Raw genomic sequence first — 15,065 nt, 5'->3', positions numbered from 1 at the left:
CACGACCGAGATGAGGACGCACGACATGCGCACGGCCACCACCGGTCAGGTCCTGTACGACGCGATCGCGATGCGGGCCAGCGCGCTGGTCCTGCGGGCGTACTCGACGTCGTTCGGCCTCGGCACGCGCCTGCTCGGCGCCCGCACGCGCGGCGACATCCACGCGGTGTACGCGCTCGTGCGCCTCGCGGACGAGGTCGTCGACACCTACCGCGGCCCCGACGCGGGGGCCGAGCTCGACGAGCTCGAGGAGCAGGTCGCACGCGCCCTGCGCACCGGCTACTCGACCAACGTCGTCGTGCACGCGTTCGCCCGCACCGCGCGGCGCATCGGCATCGGGCACGGCGAGATCGACCCGTTCTTCGCCTCCATGAGGGCCGACCTGACCGTGCGCACCCACGACCGCGAGAGCTACGAGCGGTACGTCTACGGGTCCGCGGAGGTCGTCGGGGTGATGTGCCTGCGCGCGTTCCTCGACGCCGACCGCCGACCCGGTGACCCGCCCGTCGTGCCGGCGCCCCCGGCCGTCGACGGGGCGCGGGCGCTCGGTGCGGCCTTCCAGAAGATCAACTTCCTGCGGGACCTGGCCGCCGACAGCGGCGACCTCGGGCGCGCGTACCTGCCGGGCGTCGACCCGGAGCACCTCACCCGCGAGGACGTGCGGGCCGTCCTCGAGGAGATCGGTGGGGACCTGGACCGCGCGCGCGCCGCCCTCCCGCTGCTGCCGACGCGCGCGCGGTGCGCCGTCGCCGCGACCGCGGGGCTCTACGACCGCCTCCTGCGCGACCTCGCGGCGACACCCGTCGCGACCCTGCGGGCCCGTCGCGTCCGCGTCCCGGGACCGGTCAAGGCCGCCGTCGTCGTGCGCGCCGTGGCCGGGGTGCTGGCGGACGAGACGCGGGACCGGGTCCGCGCCACGCCGCTGCTCCGCTCGCGGGCGGTGGCCCGGTGAGCGCGGCCGTGCGCGTCGTCGTCATCGGCGGCGGGGTCGGCGGCCTGGCGACGGCCGCGCTGCTCGCGCGCGGCGGCGCCCAGGTGACCCTGCTCGAGCGCCACGACCAGCTCGGCGGCCGGACGGGGACGTGGGAGGCCGACGGGTTCCGGTTCGACACCGGTCCGTCCTGGTGGTTCATGCCCGAGGTCGTCGAGCACACGTTCGCGCTGCTCGGGCGACGCGTGTCCGACCACGTCGACCTGCAGCGCCTGGACCCTGCCTACCGGCTCTTCCCCGAGCCCGGGTCCGGCGTCGAGCCGTTCGACGTGGTCGCCGACCCGCTCGCCAACGCCGCGACGTTCGACGCGCTGGAGCCCGGCGCGGGCGCCGCGATCCGCCGGTACGTCGCCGACGCGGGCGAGGCGTACCGCACGGCGCTGGACCACTTCCTCTACACGACGTTCGAGCGTCCCGACCGGGCGCTGTCCCGCGACGTGCTGCTCCGCACGGGGACCCTGGCCCGGCTGCTGACGCAGACGCTCGCCGACCGCATCGCCGGGACCGTGCAGCACCCCGTCCTGCGGCAGGTCCTCGGCTACCACGCCGTGTTCCTCGGGTCGTCGCCGTACCGCGTGCCCGCGCTGTACTCGCTCATGAGCCACCTCGACCTCGGCGAGGGCGTGTTCTACCCGCGCGGCGGCATGTACACCCTCGTCGAGGCGCTGGCCAAGGCCGCGGTCGAGGAGGGCGTCACCGTGCGCACCGGCGCCGACGTCCTGGAGATCGAGGTCGACGACGCACCGCGCAGCGCGCGCCACCCGCGGCGCCGCGGCGTCGCCCGCGGCGTCCGGCTGGCCGACGGCACCCTCGTCCCGGCGGACGTCGTGGTGTCCGGCGCCGACCGGCACCACACCGAGACCGCCCTGCTGGGACCGGACCACGCGGACCTGCCCCCGGACGTCTGGGAGCGGCGCGGCCCGGGCATCTCGGCGCTGCTCGTCATGGCGGGCGTGCGCGGCGAGCTGCCCGAGCTGCGTCACCACTCGCTGTTCTTCACGCAGGACTGGCCCGGCAACTTCGAGGCCATCCTGGGCGCCGGACGGGCGACCCCCGCATCGGGGCTGCGCGTGCCGGACGTCGCGTCGCTGTACGTCTCGCGCACCACCGCGACCGACCCGACCGCCGCACCCCCGGGTCACGAGAACCTGTTCGTCCTCGTCCCGTACCCCGCCGACCCCGCGCTCGGCAGCCGCGCGGGCGAGCTCGACGCCCACGCCGACCGCTACCTGGACCAGGTGGGCGCGTGGGCGGGCGTGCCGGACCTGCGCTCGCGGGTCGTCGTGCGGCGCGTCGTGGGCCCTGCCGACTTCGCGCGCGACCTGTCCGCGTGGCGCGGCACCGCGCTCGGCATGGAGCACACCCTGCGCCAGTCGGCGATGTTCCGGCCGGGCGTCGCCTCGCACCGGGTGCCGAACCTGCTGCACGTGGGCGGAGGCACCGTCCCCGGCGTCGGCCTGCCGATGGTCCTCATCGGCGCCGAGCTGGTCGCCAAGCGGCTGCTGGGGGAGACGTCGTCCCGCCCCCTGCCGGCGCCGCTGCGGCCCGGGTACCTCGGCTCGGCGCTGCCGCGCGGCCTGTGGTCCGACGTCACGGCGGGGCGTGCATGACGGGGCTGGTGTACCTCGGTGCGCTGCTGCTGTCCCTGGGCGGCCTGGCCGTGCTGGACCGGCGGTTCCGGCTCGCGTTCTGGTACGACGCGCGGCGCGCGGCCTGGACCGTCGGCCTCGGCGTCGTGGGGTTCCTGCTGTGGGACGTCGCGGGGCTCGCGCTGGGGATCTTCGCGCGCGGCGACTCGCCGCACATGACCGGTCTGCTGCTGGCACCCGAGCTGCCGGTCGAGGAGGCGTTCTTCCTCGCGCTGCTCACCTACGTGGGGCTGCTGGCGTGGCGCTGGTTCGACCTGTCGTCGGCCCGGCGCGCCGCGGACCGGGCCGCGGCACGGGGGACCGACGGGGGTGCGTCGTGACGAACATCGTGCTCAACGTGATCGTGCTGCTGCTGCTCACCGTGGTGTCCCTGCCGGTGCTGCGGCGCCTGCGCGCCCGGCCGCTGGTCTGGGCGGCGCTGTTCGTGTGCGCCCTGACGGCGGTGTTCGACACCCTCATGATCGACGTCGGCCTGTACGTGTTCGACCCCGCCAAGATCCTCGGGGTCCACGTCCTGGGCGCGCCGCTCGAGGACTTCGCGTACGCGATCGCCGCCGCCGTGTTCGTGCCCGTGCTGTGGACCGTGCTGGGGCGCTCGCGCCGCACGTCGTCGCACCCGGACGGGCAGCCGGCGCCGGCCGCGGCCGGGACGCCCGACTGATGCGCGAGGTGCTCGCGGCGTCCCGCCCGTTCTCCTGGATCAACACCGCCTACCCGTTCGCCGCCGGTTGGCTCATGGCCACCGACGGCCGCGTCGACGTGCGGCTCGTCGTGGGGACGCTGTTCTTCCTCGTCCCGTACAACCTGCTGATGTACGGGATCAACGACGTGTTCGACTACGCCTCCGACCTCGCGAACCCCCGCAAGGGCGGCATCGAGGGTGGCCTGGTCGACCCGTCGCGGGCGCGCGCCGTGCACCGCCGCATCCTGGTCGCGTGCGTCGTGGCGACCGTGCCGTTCGTGGTGTGGCTGCTGGCCCTCGGGTCGCCGCTCGCGGGCGTCGTGCTGCTGCTGGTCGTCGCCGACGTCGTCGCCTACTCCGCGCCGCGCCTGCGGTTCAAGGAGCGCCCCGTCCTCGACTCGTTCTCCTCCGCCGTGCACTTCGTCGGGCCGCTGCTCTACGCGCTCGTCCTGGCGGGCGCCGACCTCGCGGCGCGCACGACGTGGCCCGTGCTGGTCGCCTTCCTGCTGTGGGGCATGGCGTCGCACGCGTTCGGCGCGGTCCAGGACGTGCGTGCGGACCGCGCGGGCGGCCTCGCGTCGGTCGCGACCGTGCTCGGTGCTCGGCCCACGGTCCTCGCGGCGACCGCGGCGTACGTCGCGGCCGCGGGGGTGCTGCTCGCGCTGCCGTGGCCCGGCGTGCTCGCGGCGCTGCTGCCGCTGCCGTACGCCGTGAGCACGTGGCGGTTCCGCCACGTCACCGACGACGACTGCGAGCGCGCGAACGCCGGGTGGCGCACGTTCCTGTGGCTCAACCTGCTGACGGGGTTCCTCGTGACCATGCTGCTGCTCGCGGTCGCGCTGACCTGACGGCCCCGTCGGACGCCGGCGTGGCGCAGGTCACGCCTCCGCCGGGGGCGTCACCCGTCTGCGGCCCCGATCGGGTTCAGGACTGGGGCCAGACGACGTGCGTCCCCGTTGCGCCGAGACCCGGGGCGGTCACGCCGCCTGGTGGACGGCCTCGCCGGCGATCTCGATGCGCACCTTCTTGCCGACGAGCCAGCCGCCGGCCTCGAGCGCGACGTTCCACACCAGGCCGAAGTCCTCGCGGTCGATGTCGGTGACCGCGTGGAACCCGAAGATGTCACGGTCGTACGGGTCGCGGCCGGCGCCGCCGAAGTCCATGCGCAGCGTGACGGACCGCGTCACGCCCTTGATCCGCAGGTCGCCCGTGACGTCGAACTTCATGCGGTTGCGGTCGGCGCGCTCGATGGTGCTGCTGGACACGCGCCGACGGTCGGCGTTGTGGTTGCGCAGCCGCGCCCAGGTGAGGATCGCGTCGGGCTCGCCGCGCCACGCGACGTCGGTGCTGCGGAACTCGATCAGGGGGAACTGCGCGACGTCGAGGAAGTCGGCGCTGCGCAGGTGGGTGTCGCGGTCCTCGTGGTGCGTCGTGAGGCTCTCGGTCGCGATGACGGCGGTCACCGACGAGCGCAGCGGGTCCTCGCCGACGACGATCGTGGCGGCCGCGCGGGCGAACTCGCCGCGCACGGGGCTGACCATCATGTGCTGGGCGACGAACCCGACGCGCTTGTGGGCGTCGTCGAGCTCGTACGTGCCGGGGTCCGGGATCGTCAGGCCCTGCCACTGGCGGACGGGTCGGTCCGAGGTCCGCATCGGCTCGCTCATGTCGTCGTCCCCAGTCGTCGGTCGTCGTCGCCTCCGCCCCCGGTGCGCGGTGGGTACGACTGCTCGACCGTGGGAGGACGCGGATCAGAGAAGATTCAACCACCCCTCGACCGGTTTGCCCCGGTCCGGAACGTTTCGGATCAGGCGAGCAGGACCTCGCGCACCGTGGGCGCGCCCGCAGGGGCGGTCTGCTCGAGGACCACCTCGTCGCCCGCGCGCACCGACCCGCGGTGCACGACCCGCAGGTACGCGCCGACGCGGGCCTCGTCCCGGAACCGTCGGACCCACCCGCGCTCGTCGTCGCCACCCACCCAGCGTGCGAACGTCGCGCACGGCGTGCGCGGGCCCGTGACCTCCAGCACCACGTCCGCCCCGACGCGCCAGCGCTCGCCGATCCGCGCCTCGTTGGGGTCCAGACCCGCCACGCGCAGGTTCTCGCCGAACCACCCCGGCGGCAGCTCGCGGCCCAGCTCGCGGGCCCAGTGCGCGGCGTCGTCCTCGCCGTAGACGTACACGGCCTGGTCCTCGCCGCCGTGGAACTTGCGGTCGGCCTGCACGTCGGCGCGCAGCCCGTACCGCCCGACGCGCACCGGTCCCGTCACCGCCCTCTTGTCGATCGCCGTCACCCCGACGGGGCCGGGGTCGGGGCGCAGGGCGTGCACGACGCAGACGGCGAGGATCGAGGCCACCCGACCAGCCTAGGTGGCGCCGGCCGGACGGCTGGAACGTCACGGCAGGTGAGGACGCGGTGGTGCGCGCGCTCGTCCCTGCGGTCAGACGAGCTGATCGACCGGCTCCTCGCGGGGGACGTCGGTCGACGCCCGTGCGGCTCCCTCCGGTGCCCGCCGCGACGCCCCGGTGCGCCCGTGCGTCGCGTACAGCACGAGCCCGGTGAACGTCAGGCCGCCGACCAGGTTGCCCAGGACCGTGGGGATCTCGTTCCACACCAGGTAGTCCATGACCGTGAACTGCCCGCCGAGCATCAGGCCCGTCGGGAACAGGAACATGTTGACGACCGAGTGCTCGAACCCCATCGCGAAGAACAGCATGATGGGCATCCACATGGCGATCACCTTGCCCGGGACGTCCTTGGCGACCATCGCGCCCACGACGCCCGTCGAGACCATCCAGTTGCACAGCAGCCCGCGGACGAACAGCGTCAGCATCCCCGCGGCGCCGTGCTCCGCGTAGCCGAGCGTCCGGCCCTCGCCGATGTGCCCGAGCGCGACGCCGACCGCGTCCGGCTCGGTCGAGAACCCGTAGGTGAAGACGATCGACATCAGCACGGCCACGGTGAGCGCACCGCCGAAGTTGCCGAGGAACACCAGCCCCCAGTTGCGCAGCACGCCCCGCCCGGTGACGCCGGGGCGCCGGTCCAGCCACGCGAGCGGCGCGAGCACGAACACGCCGGTGAGCAGGTCGTACCCCAGCAGGTACAGCATGATGAACCCGACGGGGAACAGCAGGGCACCGATGAGCGGCGACCCCGTCTGCACGCTCATCGAGATGGCGAACGCGGCGGCGAGCGTCAGCAGCGCGCCGGCCATGTACGCCCTCAGGAGGGTGTCGCGCGTCGACATGAAGATCTTCGCCTCGCCCGCGTCGACGAGCGACGTGACGAGGTCGGACGGCTTGACGTAGGACATCGGTGGCCCCCGGTGACGGTCGAGCGGCCGCGGACGCGACCGGGAGCCGACGCTAGGAGCCGTCGGTTACGGGCCGGTGCGCCGCACGTGCCCGTCCGGTTGCGGTGTCCGCTCACCGCGCGGCGCGCACCTGTGAGGTCCTTGCGCGGGCGCCGTCGTGCCGCGGCGCACCTCACCGTGCGGGCGGTCCCGCGCGGACGTACCGTCGCGGCAGGGCGGACGCTCCGGCCCGACCGGAGGTGCGGCATGGCGTACACCACGACCGCGCCGTCGCTGCGCGGCCTGGTCACGGGACCCGGCGGTGCCGTGCGCGTCGTCGGCGTGGTGTGCCTGCTCGTCGCGCTGGTGCGCGGGCCGGTCGACACGGCGCTGTTCGCGCTGGTGCTCGCGGGGCTGGTCGTCCCGCTCGCGGCCGGGGCGCCGCGCGGGCTCGACGCCGCCTACGGGATCGGCCTGCTCGCGGCGGCGTGGTGCGGCGCGCTGGACCTCTACCAGGCGGTCGCGTGGCTCGACGTCGTCATGCACCTGGTGGTCACGGGGCTCGTCGCGGCCGTCGCCTACCTGCTGCTCGCGCGGCGGACGGGCGTCGTCGTGGCGCCGCGGCGCGTGACGTCGCGCGCCGAGCGTGCCGGGGTCGTCGTCGTGACCGTCGGCCTGGGGCTCGCGCTGAGCGTCGCGTGGGAGGTGGGGGAGTACCTCGGCAACGCGTACATCGACCCCGAGATCTACGTCGGCTACGAGGACACCGTCGGGGACCTCGTCGCCGGCGGGCTCGGCTCGGCGGTCGCCGGGCTGTGGCTGACGGCTGGCCGCGCGCGGGCCGCGGTCACGCCTCCCGCCGGCGCGTCACGCGGTGCGCGATCCAGGACGTGAGGGCCAGCAGCGGCGCCACCAGCAGCAGCTTCGTGCCGAAGCCGCGGTCGGACGCCGGGTCGTGCGCCCGCATGGTCGTGAACCGCTCGACGCCGCCGCCCTCGCACACGACGGAGGAGAGCAGCCGCTCGTCACCCGTCGCGACGACGAACGCCCAGTCCTCGCCGGAGTCCGTGTCGCGCACGGTCGTCAGCTCGGGGTACGTCTCGGGGCCCACGTCCAGCACGCGCGGCTCCTCCCGGCTCTGGCTGTGGCGCTCCTCGGTGCACGTCACCTGCGCGGTGTCGGCGTCGAGGGGCTGCGCGAGCACGACGACGGGCTTCACGGAGCTCACGGGGATCGCCTGACCGGGTGCGTACGTCGTCTCCACCGTGACGAGCGGGCGCGCGCGGGCGGGCGACCGCCCCGTCACCAGCAGGGCGCCCATCACCAGGAGGAGCACGGTACCCGCGGCGGCGACCCACACCCACAGCCGGGTGGTGCGCACGAGCGAGCGACCGAAGGGCGGTGTCATGGGCACATGGTGCCGCACGCGGTGCGGACCGGCGGACGGCCGGGCCGCCGTCCGCCCGCGTCCCGGTAGGCGGCCGCCGGCCGGGACCGTGTGGCGGTCCGGCAGGGTGCACGCGCGACGACGAGCTCCGTGCGTACTGCGGCGTGGTGAGCCGGGCCGTGTGCCGGGCGGGGTCAGTCCTGCTTCGCCGCGCCCCAGCCGTGCCAGTGGTCGATCGCGAACCGCACGCTGACGCGCGGACGGTCGCGCACGGGGTACGGGTTGCCGCCGTAGTGCGTCGAGAGGCGGTCGATGTCGACCAGGTCGACGTCGTCGACGATCTCGACGACCCGGCCCTGCACGCTCACGTGCGTGTACCAGCTCTCCTGCGACAGGGCGGTCAGGGCGACGTGGGGGTTGCGGCGCAGGTGCTCGAGACGTGCGCGGCCCGCGTCGAGGTTGAGCAGCACGCGGCCGTCGTCCTCGAGCAGGTACCAGGTGGCGACGGTCACGGGGTGGCCGTCGGGGTGGACGGTCGCCATGACCGCCGGGTTGGGGCGGGCGAACAGCTCGGCGACGGCGGGGGGCAGAGGAGGCTTCGGCACGGCGGTTCCTTCCGTCAGGACCGTGGGACGCCTCCATCCTCGGGCACGTGGGCGTGCGCTGCAGGGAGTGGCCAGGTCGGGTGGGTGAGCGGCACGGGTGCGAGCGGTGCCGGCACGGACGGTGCGGGCGCGGACGGTGCGGGCCCGGGCACGGCGTCGCACGGCGCGGCGGCGAGCTCGCCCAGCGCGGCCAGCTCGGCCAGCGGGACCGGCTTGACGGGCAGGTGGGCGGTGAAGGGGCCGACCTGGTCCATGGGACGTCCGGTGCCGCGCGCGACGAGCGCGCCCACCGTCGCCTCGCAGTACCGGCCCTGGCACGTGCCCATGCCGGTGCGGCACTCGAGCTTGACGGCGTTGGCCGTGGACACGTGCGGGTTCGCCGCGAGCGTGCGCTCGACGGTCGCGCGCGTCACGGACTCGCAGCGGCACACGAGCGTCCCGGGGGTGGCCAGCGCGGTGAGCCCGGCGAGGTCGGGGGAGAACACGCGCTGCACGACGTCGGAGAAGCGGCGGGCGCGCGCGACCGCACGGTGCGCCCGGTCGAGGTCGCGCGCGGTGACGGTGGCGCCCAGGTCGCGCGCGGCGACGAGGCCCGCGAGGTGCCCCTCGGCGCGGGCCTGGTCGGCGCCCCGGACGCCCGCGGGCTCGCCCGCCACGAGCACGTCGGGCACGCTCGTGCGCTGCTCGCCGTCGTGCGTCACGACCCAGCCACCGCCGGCGCCGTCCCAGCGCGTCACGCAGCCGGCCTGCCGCGCGAGCTCGGTGGACGCGTGGAACCCGAAGCCCAGCACGACGGCGTCCGCGGCCACCGTCCGGGCCGGGCCGACGGGTCGCCAGGCGCTGTCGACGCGCCGCAGCTCGACGCCCTCCACACGGTCCTCGCCGAGCACGCGCGTCGGCAGCGTGCGCGTGCGGATGCGCACGCCCGCGCGCAGCAGCCGCCCGACGGCCGCGGCGCTCGCGGTCAGCAGCCCGACGTGCCCCGGCGCGGCCGGCAGCGCGCGCACGGCCTCCGCCGGCCCGGGCACGCCGCGGGCCAGCACGACCTCGGCGACGTGCGCACCGGCCGCGACGAGCTGGTCGGCGACCAGCAGCAGCAGGGGGTGCGCCCCGACGAGCACGGGACGGTGGCCGACGAGCACGCGCTGCGACTTCAGCAGGCCCTGCGCGGCACCGGCGGTCACGACGCCGGGCAGCGTCCACCCGGGCAGCGCGACGGGCATGTCGTAGGCGCCCGTCGCGACCAGCAGGCGGTGCGTCGCCAGCGCGTCCGGGCCGTCGGGGCCGCTGACGGCGAGCCGCAGCGGCGTGCCGGCCTCGCCGCGCAGCACGCCCAGCGCGGTGGTGCGCGGGCGCCAGGCGACGTCCGACGCGGTCGCCCGCGCGAGCAGGTCGGGTCCCCACGGGTAGCCCGCGGGCCAGCGGTGGCCCGCGGCGGCCAGCCCGCCGGACGGCCGGCGGAAGATCTGCCCACCCGGCTGCGGCTGCTCGTCGACGACGACCACGTCGAGCCCGTGGGCCCGGGCGGCGAGCGCGGCCGCGAGCCCGGCCGGGCCGGCACCGACCACGACGAGGTCGTGCACGTCCGCGGTCATCCGGCCCTCCGCTCGTCGGGGTCGCGCTCGTCGAGCCAGCCGATGTCGTCACCGGGCGTCGCGGGGGTCAGGCAGGCCCGCACCGAGCGGCCGCCGACCCGCACGACGCACTCGAAGCACGTGCCCATGTGGCAGAACGGGGCGCGGGGGGTGCCGTCGGCCGTCGTCCGGAACGCCTCGACGCCTCCCGCGAGGAGTGCCGCGGCGATGCTCTCGCCGTCGTATGCGGCCACGTCGTGGCCGTCGACGCGCAGCGTGAATCCCGCACCCCGTGCTCCGGCGACGCGTCCGGCGCGTGCGCCGCCGTCCACCGGCCCGCTCACGCGGCCCACCGCCGCGGGTCGTACGGCTGCACGTCGACCGCCGGCGTGCGGCCCTGCACGAGGTCGCCGAGCACGCGCGCGAAGCTGGGGCCGAGGGTGAAGGCCGAGCCCCCGGTCGCGACGAACGCGCCGGGTGCACCGGGCACCGGCCCGACGACGGGCAGCTGGTCGGGCCCCACGGTCGTCGCGCCCACCCACGTGCGCAGCGTCTGCAGCTCGCCGAGCCGCGGCACCGCGCGCACGGCGGCCCGCGCGTTGCCCGCGAGCGACGCCGGCACGACCTCGCCGCGCGCGCCGTGCACCGGGGTGCCGTCGGGTGCGCGCACCAGGTGCGCCGGCCACCCGCCGCCGACGAGCACGTTGCCGTCGGCGGTCTGCTTGAGCGACAGCCGCGTGCCGGCGTGCTGCACCAGGTGCGGCAGGAAGGGCGTGGTGCGCTGCGTGACGCTCATCATGAGCGCGAGCACCGTGATGGGCAGGTCGACGTCGAGCATCGCGGCCAGCGTGCGCGTCCACACGCCCGCCGCCAGGACGACCGCGTCGGCCCGCAGCTCGTCGTCGTGCGTGCCGTCGGGGTCCTGCGTGCGGGTGCCGACCACCCACGCGGCCCCGTCGCGGCGCAGGGACGTCACCTCGGTGCGCGTGCGCAGGTCGGCGCCGTGCGCGACCGCGGCGCGTGCGAGCGCCGGCGCGGCGGTGCGCGCGTTGGCCCGGCCCTCGCTGGGGCAGTAGGCCGCGGCGACGACGGTGGAGGACAGGTACGGCGCGAGCTCGCGCACCTGGGCGCCGTCGAGCACGTGGACGTCGAGGCCGCGCTCGCGCTCGATGCGGGCCTTGGCCTCGAGCAGGCGCGCGGTCGCGGCGTCGTCGGCGAGCATGAGGCCGCCGTGGCGTGCGACGCCCAGCTCGGGACCCAGGTCGGGCCCCAGCTCGGTGACGAGGGCGTCCCACCGGGCCGACGCGTCCAGGTGCAGGGGCATCGCCGCGGCGGCCGTGCGCGCGGCCTCCAGGCCCCGCTCGACCATGCGGTACTCGAGCTGGAAGTGCAGGCTGCCGGCGTTCTGGCCGGACGCGTGCCGGTTGACCTGGTCGCGCTCGAGCAGCGTGACGGCGGCGCCCTCGCGCGCCAGCAGGTGGGCCGTCGCGCAGCCGAGCAGGCCGCCGCCCACGACGACGACGTCGCGCTGCCCCGTCATGCGGGGTCGACGGTCTCGATGCCGAGGTCGTGCAGCGTGGCGGCCACGACCGCGACCTCGTCGTCCGTGAGCTCCAGCAGGGGGCGGCGCACGTACCCGGCGGGCACGCCGCGCAGCCGCAGCGCGGTCTTCATGATCGCCTGCGAGCTGCCGAAGCGGGCGCCGTAGTCGGGCGTGAACCACCGCTCCATGACGACGCGGTCGCGCGCACCCAGCGCGACGGCGCGCCGGCGGTCGCCCGCGGCGACGGCCCGCCAGAAGTCGGGGTGGTCGGCGCCGAGGACCCCGCCCGAGCCCATGAGCCCGTCACCGTGCCCGAGCCCGGCCAGGTCGGCGCCCAGCGGGCTGGTCGGCACGCCGAAGTAGCGGACGCGGTCCTCGAGCGCGTACAGGCCGCGCCAGAACGCGGCGGCGTCACCGGTGGAGTTCTTCACCGCGACGACCGTGTCGATCTCCGCGATCCGCGCGAGCAGCTCGGTGCCCAGGTCGACGACGCAGCCGCGCGGCCAGTTGTAGACGCACAGCGGCATGTCGCTGCCCGCGGCCACGTCGCCGTAGAAGGCCAGCACCTCGCGGTCCGTCGGCACGACGTACGGCGGCGGGGTCACGAGCACGCCGTCGAGGCCGGCGGCCTGCGCGGCCCGCGCGTGCTGCACCGACTCGGCGGCCGTGTAGGCGTTGCACCCGCCCAGCACGGTGATGCGTCCGTCGACGGCGCGGGCGCCCTCGCGGAACAGCGTGGCGCGCTCGTCGGCGGACATCGAGAACCACTCACCCGTGGTGCCGGCCAGCACGACGCCGTGCATGCCCTGCCCGACGAGCCACTCGAGCTGCGCGCCGAGGGCGTCCAGGTCGAGCGCGCCGTCGCGGTCGAACGGGGTGGTGACGGCGGGGAGGTACCCGTGCCAGTCGACGTCGTGGCGGTCCATGGTGCTCCAGGAGGGCGGCGCGGGGTGGCGCGCGGTGTCAGGGGGTGGGTGGGGAGACCGTCAGCAGGAAGGCGGCCGGCGCGTCGGACTCGTTGGCGTACCGGTGCGGCTGGCGGGAGTCGAACGTGATGGCCTCGCCCGCCTGCAGTGCGTGCTGCGTGTCGCCGACGGTCACGGTGATCGCGCCGTCGAGCACGTAGACGCACTCGGTCGACTCGTGGCCCCAGGCGTGCTCGGAGCTGACGTCACCGGGCGCGAGCTGCGCGCGCAGCACCTCGAAGTCGCCGCGGCCCGGGGTGATCCGCTCGTAGGTGATGAGGCCGGCCGGTGCGGCCATGCGGAACCGCTCGCCGGGGCGCGAGACGTGCACGGCGGGGGCGTCGGGGTCGCGGAAGAGGGTGGCCATGTCGGCCTCGAACACCTGGGCGAGCTTGCGCAGGGTCGTGACGCTCGGGTCGGTGCGGCCGTTCTCGATCTGGCTGAGGAGGGCGGTCGACAGCCCGGTCGCGTCCGCGACCTGCCGCAGCGTCAGGGCGTGCTGGTGGCGGAGCGCGCGTAGGCGGTGTCCCAGCATGTGGCCTCCGAACCGGTGCGAATCACGCGAATGTGTTTCGTCTTGGTGAACACGTTTGATCAGACTGTACGTCCGGCGCGCGCCTGTGGTGTCATCAGCCGCACACGGCGTCCCCCCCACGCCACCGACACACAGGGCCGGTCCCACAGCGCCGCGGGACCCGGCACGGACGGAGAAGCATGCAGCGACACACCCCCCGAGGTCGCGCGCACCTCGCGCTGGCCGCCGTGGCGGCCCTGACGCTCGCCGGGTGCACCGCCGGGTCCGCCGGCGGCGCCGGTGGCGCGGCCGGTGACAGCACCGACGGGCCCGCGACCGGCGGCACCCTCACGGTGGCGAACTCGTTCGTCGTCAAGAACCTCGACCCCGCCCAGGTGTACGAGGCGACGGGCGCGATGGCCGTGCACGCCATGTACGACACCCTCGTGACCTTCGAGGGCTCCGACGTCTCGGACCCGCAGCCGCTGCTGGCGGAGAGCTGGGAGTCCAACGACGACGCGACCGAGTTCACGTTCACGCTGCGCGACGACGTCGTCTTCTCCGACGGCTCCGAGCTCACGGCCGACGACGTCGTGTTCAGCCTCAACCGCCTGGTCAACCTCAAGGGCAGCCCGTCCGTGACGGTCCAGGGCTTCAGCGCCTCGTCGCCGCAGGACGGCGTCGTCGTCGTCACCACCGAGACGCCGAACCCGAACGTCCCCACGATCCTGGCGATGCCCGCCACGAGCATCGTCAACGCCGAGACGGCACGTGCCAACGGCGCGACGGACGCGGCCGACGCCGCCGAGTCCGACTCCGCGACGTCCTTCATGGACGGCGAGTCGATCGGCTCGGGCCCGTACGTGCTCGACGCGTTCGACCCGGCGTCCGAGATCGTCCTGACGGCCAACCCCGAGTACTGGGGCGAGGCGCCGGCGTACGAGCGCATCGTCATCCAGAACGTCGAGGCGCAGAACCAGAAGATGAGCGTCGAGCGCGCGGGCCGCGACTTCGTCGCGCTCGACCTGTCGGGCCGCATGCTCGAGGACCTCGGCGACGAGCTGCAGGTCTCCAGCACGCAGGACACGTTCTACTTCCTCACGCTGCACCAGGACCCCGCGGTCAGCGAGATCACCTCGAACCTCGAGTTCGTCCGTGCGCTGCGCGCGTCGATCGACTACGAGGGCCTCGCGGCGCTGTTCGGCTCCGAGGCGCGTCCCGCCGCGGGCATGGTCCCCACGGCGTTCGCCGGTGCGCTGCCGGAGTCCGAGTCGAAGGCGCAGGACCTCGATGCCGCGAAGCAGCACCTCGCGGCCTCGGGCGTCGCCGACCCGAGCGTCACCCTGATGTTCCCGGCCATGACGTACCGGGGCGTCGACCTGGCGACCATCGCCACCAAGGTGCAGAACGACGCCGCGCAGGCCGGCATCACGGTGCAGCTCGACCCCCAGCCCATCGCGTCGTTCCTCGACGCGCAGACGGCGGGCAAGGTCGCGTTCCGGTTCAGCCCGCAGTCGCTGAACTACCCGGTCGCCTCGTCGCTGGTGAACAACTTCCACCCCGGCCAGACCAGCGCCGAGCGCACCGGCTGGACGCTCGAGCGGGCCACGCCCGAGGCCGTCGCCGCGGGTGACCGCGTGCGGGCAGCGCTCGACACCGCCGAGCAGGACGCGGCCATGCAGGACTGGCAGCGCGTGCTCGACGAGGACGGGCCGTACATCCCGCTCGCGTACAACTCGGGCGTCGTCGTCTCGACGTCCGACCTCGTGGGCGCGGACTACTCGCCGGCCGGGTGGCAGGTCGACCTGCGCGCCGTGGCGCGTCGATGACGCGCGGTGTCGCCCCGTCGGGGAGCGACACCAC

General features: G+C 75.1%; 17 protein-coding genes. 7 read left to right on the top strand and 10 right to left on the bottom strand.

The window, feature by feature from the left end:
• Window positions 1–25 precede the first annotated feature (25 nt).
• From KKR89_RS14410 to KKR89_RS14390, 5 genes are read left to right on the top strand one after another with little or no spacing between them, the layout of a single operon-like run.
• Window positions 26–952, top strand: a complete 927-nt coding sequence (locus KKR89_RS14410; protein ID WP_208196043.1) for a phytoene/squalene synthase family protein — start codon at window positions 26–28, stop codon at window positions 950–952.
• Window positions 949–2,601, top strand: a complete 1,653-nt coding sequence (crtI, locus tag KKR89_RS14405; RefSeq protein ID WP_208196042.1) for a phytoene desaturase family protein — start codon at window positions 949–951, stop codon at window positions 2,599–2,601. The genes KKR89_RS14410 and crtI overlap by 4 nt, the downstream gene beginning before the upstream one ends.
• Entirely contained in the window at window positions 2,598–2,960 is a 363-nt protein-coding gene (locus KKR89_RS14400; RefSeq protein WP_208196041.1) for a lycopene cyclase domain-containing protein, read from the top strand. The genes crtI and KKR89_RS14400 overlap by 4 nt, the downstream gene beginning before the upstream one ends.
• A complete protein-coding gene (locus KKR89_RS14395; protein WP_208196040.1) occupies window positions 2,957–3,301 on the top strand; it encodes a lycopene cyclase domain-containing protein in 345 nt (114 codons plus the stop codon). Before KKR89_RS14400 ends, KKR89_RS14395 begins: the two co-directional genes overlap by 4 nt.
• Window positions 3,301–4,170 carry a prenyltransferase gene (locus tag KKR89_RS14390; RefSeq protein WP_208196039.1) on the top strand — a complete coding sequence of 290 codons (870 nt, stop codon included), beginning with the start codon at window positions 3,301–3,303 and terminating at the stop codon, window positions 4,168–4,170. The genes KKR89_RS14395 and KKR89_RS14390 overlap by 1 nt, the downstream gene beginning before the upstream one ends.
• Before the next feature lie 129 nt (window positions 4,171–4,299).
• Here KKR89_RS14390 and KKR89_RS14385 read toward each other — a convergent pair whose 3' ends face one another.
• From KKR89_RS14385 to KKR89_RS14375, 3 genes are all read right to left on the bottom strand, one after another.
• Complete coding sequence (locus KKR89_RS14385) at window positions 4,300–4,989, bottom strand: YceI family protein (RefSeq protein WP_208196038.1); 690 nt, start codon at window positions 4,987–4,989, stop codon at window positions 4,300–4,302.
• Window positions 4,990–5,129: 140 nt separating this feature from the next.
• Window positions 5,130–5,678, bottom strand: a complete 549-nt coding sequence (locus KKR89_RS14380) for an MOSC domain-containing protein (protein ID WP_208196037.1) — start codon at window positions 5,676–5,678, stop codon at window positions 5,130–5,132.
• 84 nt (window positions 5,679–5,762) lie between these two features.
• A complete protein-coding gene (locus KKR89_RS14375) occupies window positions 5,763–6,635 on the bottom strand; it encodes a formate/nitrite transporter family protein (protein WP_208196036.1) in 873 nt (290 codons plus the stop codon).
• 246 nt (window positions 6,636–6,881) lie between these two features.
• Between KKR89_RS14375 and KKR89_RS14370 the strand changes: the two genes are divergently transcribed.
• On the top strand, window positions 6,882–7,508 hold the full coding sequence (locus tag KKR89_RS14370; protein ID WP_208196035.1) for a hypothetical protein: 627 nt from the start codon (window positions 6,882–6,884) through the stop codon (window positions 7,506–7,508).
• Here the strand turns inward: KKR89_RS14370 and KKR89_RS14365 are convergent.
• The 7 genes from KKR89_RS14365 to KKR89_RS14335 all read right to left on the bottom strand — a co-directional run bounded on the left by KKR89_RS14365 (window position 7,462) and on the right by KKR89_RS14335 (window position 13,223).
• Window positions 7,462–8,022 carry a hypothetical protein gene (locus KKR89_RS14365; protein ID WP_208196034.1) on the bottom strand — a complete coding sequence of 187 codons (561 nt, stop codon included), beginning with the start codon at window positions 8,020–8,022 and terminating at the stop codon, window positions 7,462–7,464. The two genes, KKR89_RS14370 and KKR89_RS14365, sit on opposite strands and share 47 nt — an antisense overlap.
• A gap of 173 nt (window positions 8,023–8,195) precedes the next feature.
• Window positions 8,196–8,606: a TIGR03618 family F420-dependent PPOX class oxidoreductase gene (locus tag KKR89_RS14360; protein WP_208196033.1), complete on the bottom strand. Its 411-nt coding sequence runs from the start codon at window positions 8,604–8,606 to the stop codon at window positions 8,196–8,198.
• A gap of 14 nt (window positions 8,607–8,620) precedes the next feature.
• Window positions 8,621–10,201 carry an FAD-dependent oxidoreductase gene (locus KKR89_RS14355; RefSeq protein WP_208196032.1) on the bottom strand — a complete coding sequence of 527 codons (1,581 nt, stop codon included), beginning with the start codon at window positions 10,199–10,201 and terminating at the stop codon, window positions 8,621–8,623.
• Window positions 10,198–10,524, bottom strand: coding sequence for a (2Fe-2S)-binding protein (locus tag KKR89_RS14350; RefSeq protein WP_208196031.1), 327 nt, complete (start codon window positions 10,522–10,524; stop codon window positions 10,198–10,200). Before KKR89_RS14350 ends, KKR89_RS14355 begins: the two co-directional genes overlap by 4 nt.
• A complete protein-coding gene (locus KKR89_RS14345; protein WP_208196030.1) occupies window positions 10,521–11,720 on the bottom strand; it encodes an NAD(P)/FAD-dependent oxidoreductase in 1,200 nt (399 codons plus the stop codon). Before KKR89_RS14345 ends, KKR89_RS14350 begins: the two co-directional genes overlap by 4 nt.
• Window positions 11,717–12,649: a dihydrodipicolinate synthase family protein gene (locus KKR89_RS14340; RefSeq protein ID WP_208196029.1), complete on the bottom strand. Its 933-nt coding sequence runs from the start codon at window positions 12,647–12,649 to the stop codon at window positions 11,717–11,719. The genes KKR89_RS14345 and KKR89_RS14340 overlap by 4 nt, the downstream gene beginning before the upstream one ends.
• A 37-nt stretch (window positions 12,650–12,686) precedes the next feature.
• The gene (locus tag KKR89_RS14335; protein WP_208196028.1) at window positions 12,687–13,223 is read right to left on the bottom strand and encodes a helix-turn-helix domain-containing protein; all 537 of its coding nucleotides are present in this window, start codon (window positions 13,221–13,223) and stop codon (window positions 12,687–12,689) included.
• 179 nt (window positions 13,224–13,402) lie between these two features.
• Here KKR89_RS14335 and KKR89_RS14330 point away from each other — a divergent pair, with 179 nt between their 5' ends.
• A complete protein-coding gene (locus tag KKR89_RS14330; protein ID WP_208196027.1) occupies window positions 13,403–15,031 on the top strand; it encodes an ABC transporter substrate-binding protein in 1,629 nt (542 codons plus the stop codon).
• Window positions 15,032–15,065: the final 34 nt, after the last annotated feature.

It is taken from the genome of Cellulomonas dongxiuzhuiae, from assembly GCF_018623035.1.
In the GTDB taxonomy this organism is placed as follows: Bacteria; Actinomycetota; Actinomycetes; order Actinomycetales; family Cellulomonadaceae; genus Cellulomonas; species Cellulomonas dongxiuzhuiae.
The sequence above is the reverse complement of the archived record's forward strand: the minus strand, read 5'-3'. Positions and strand labels throughout refer to the sequence as shown.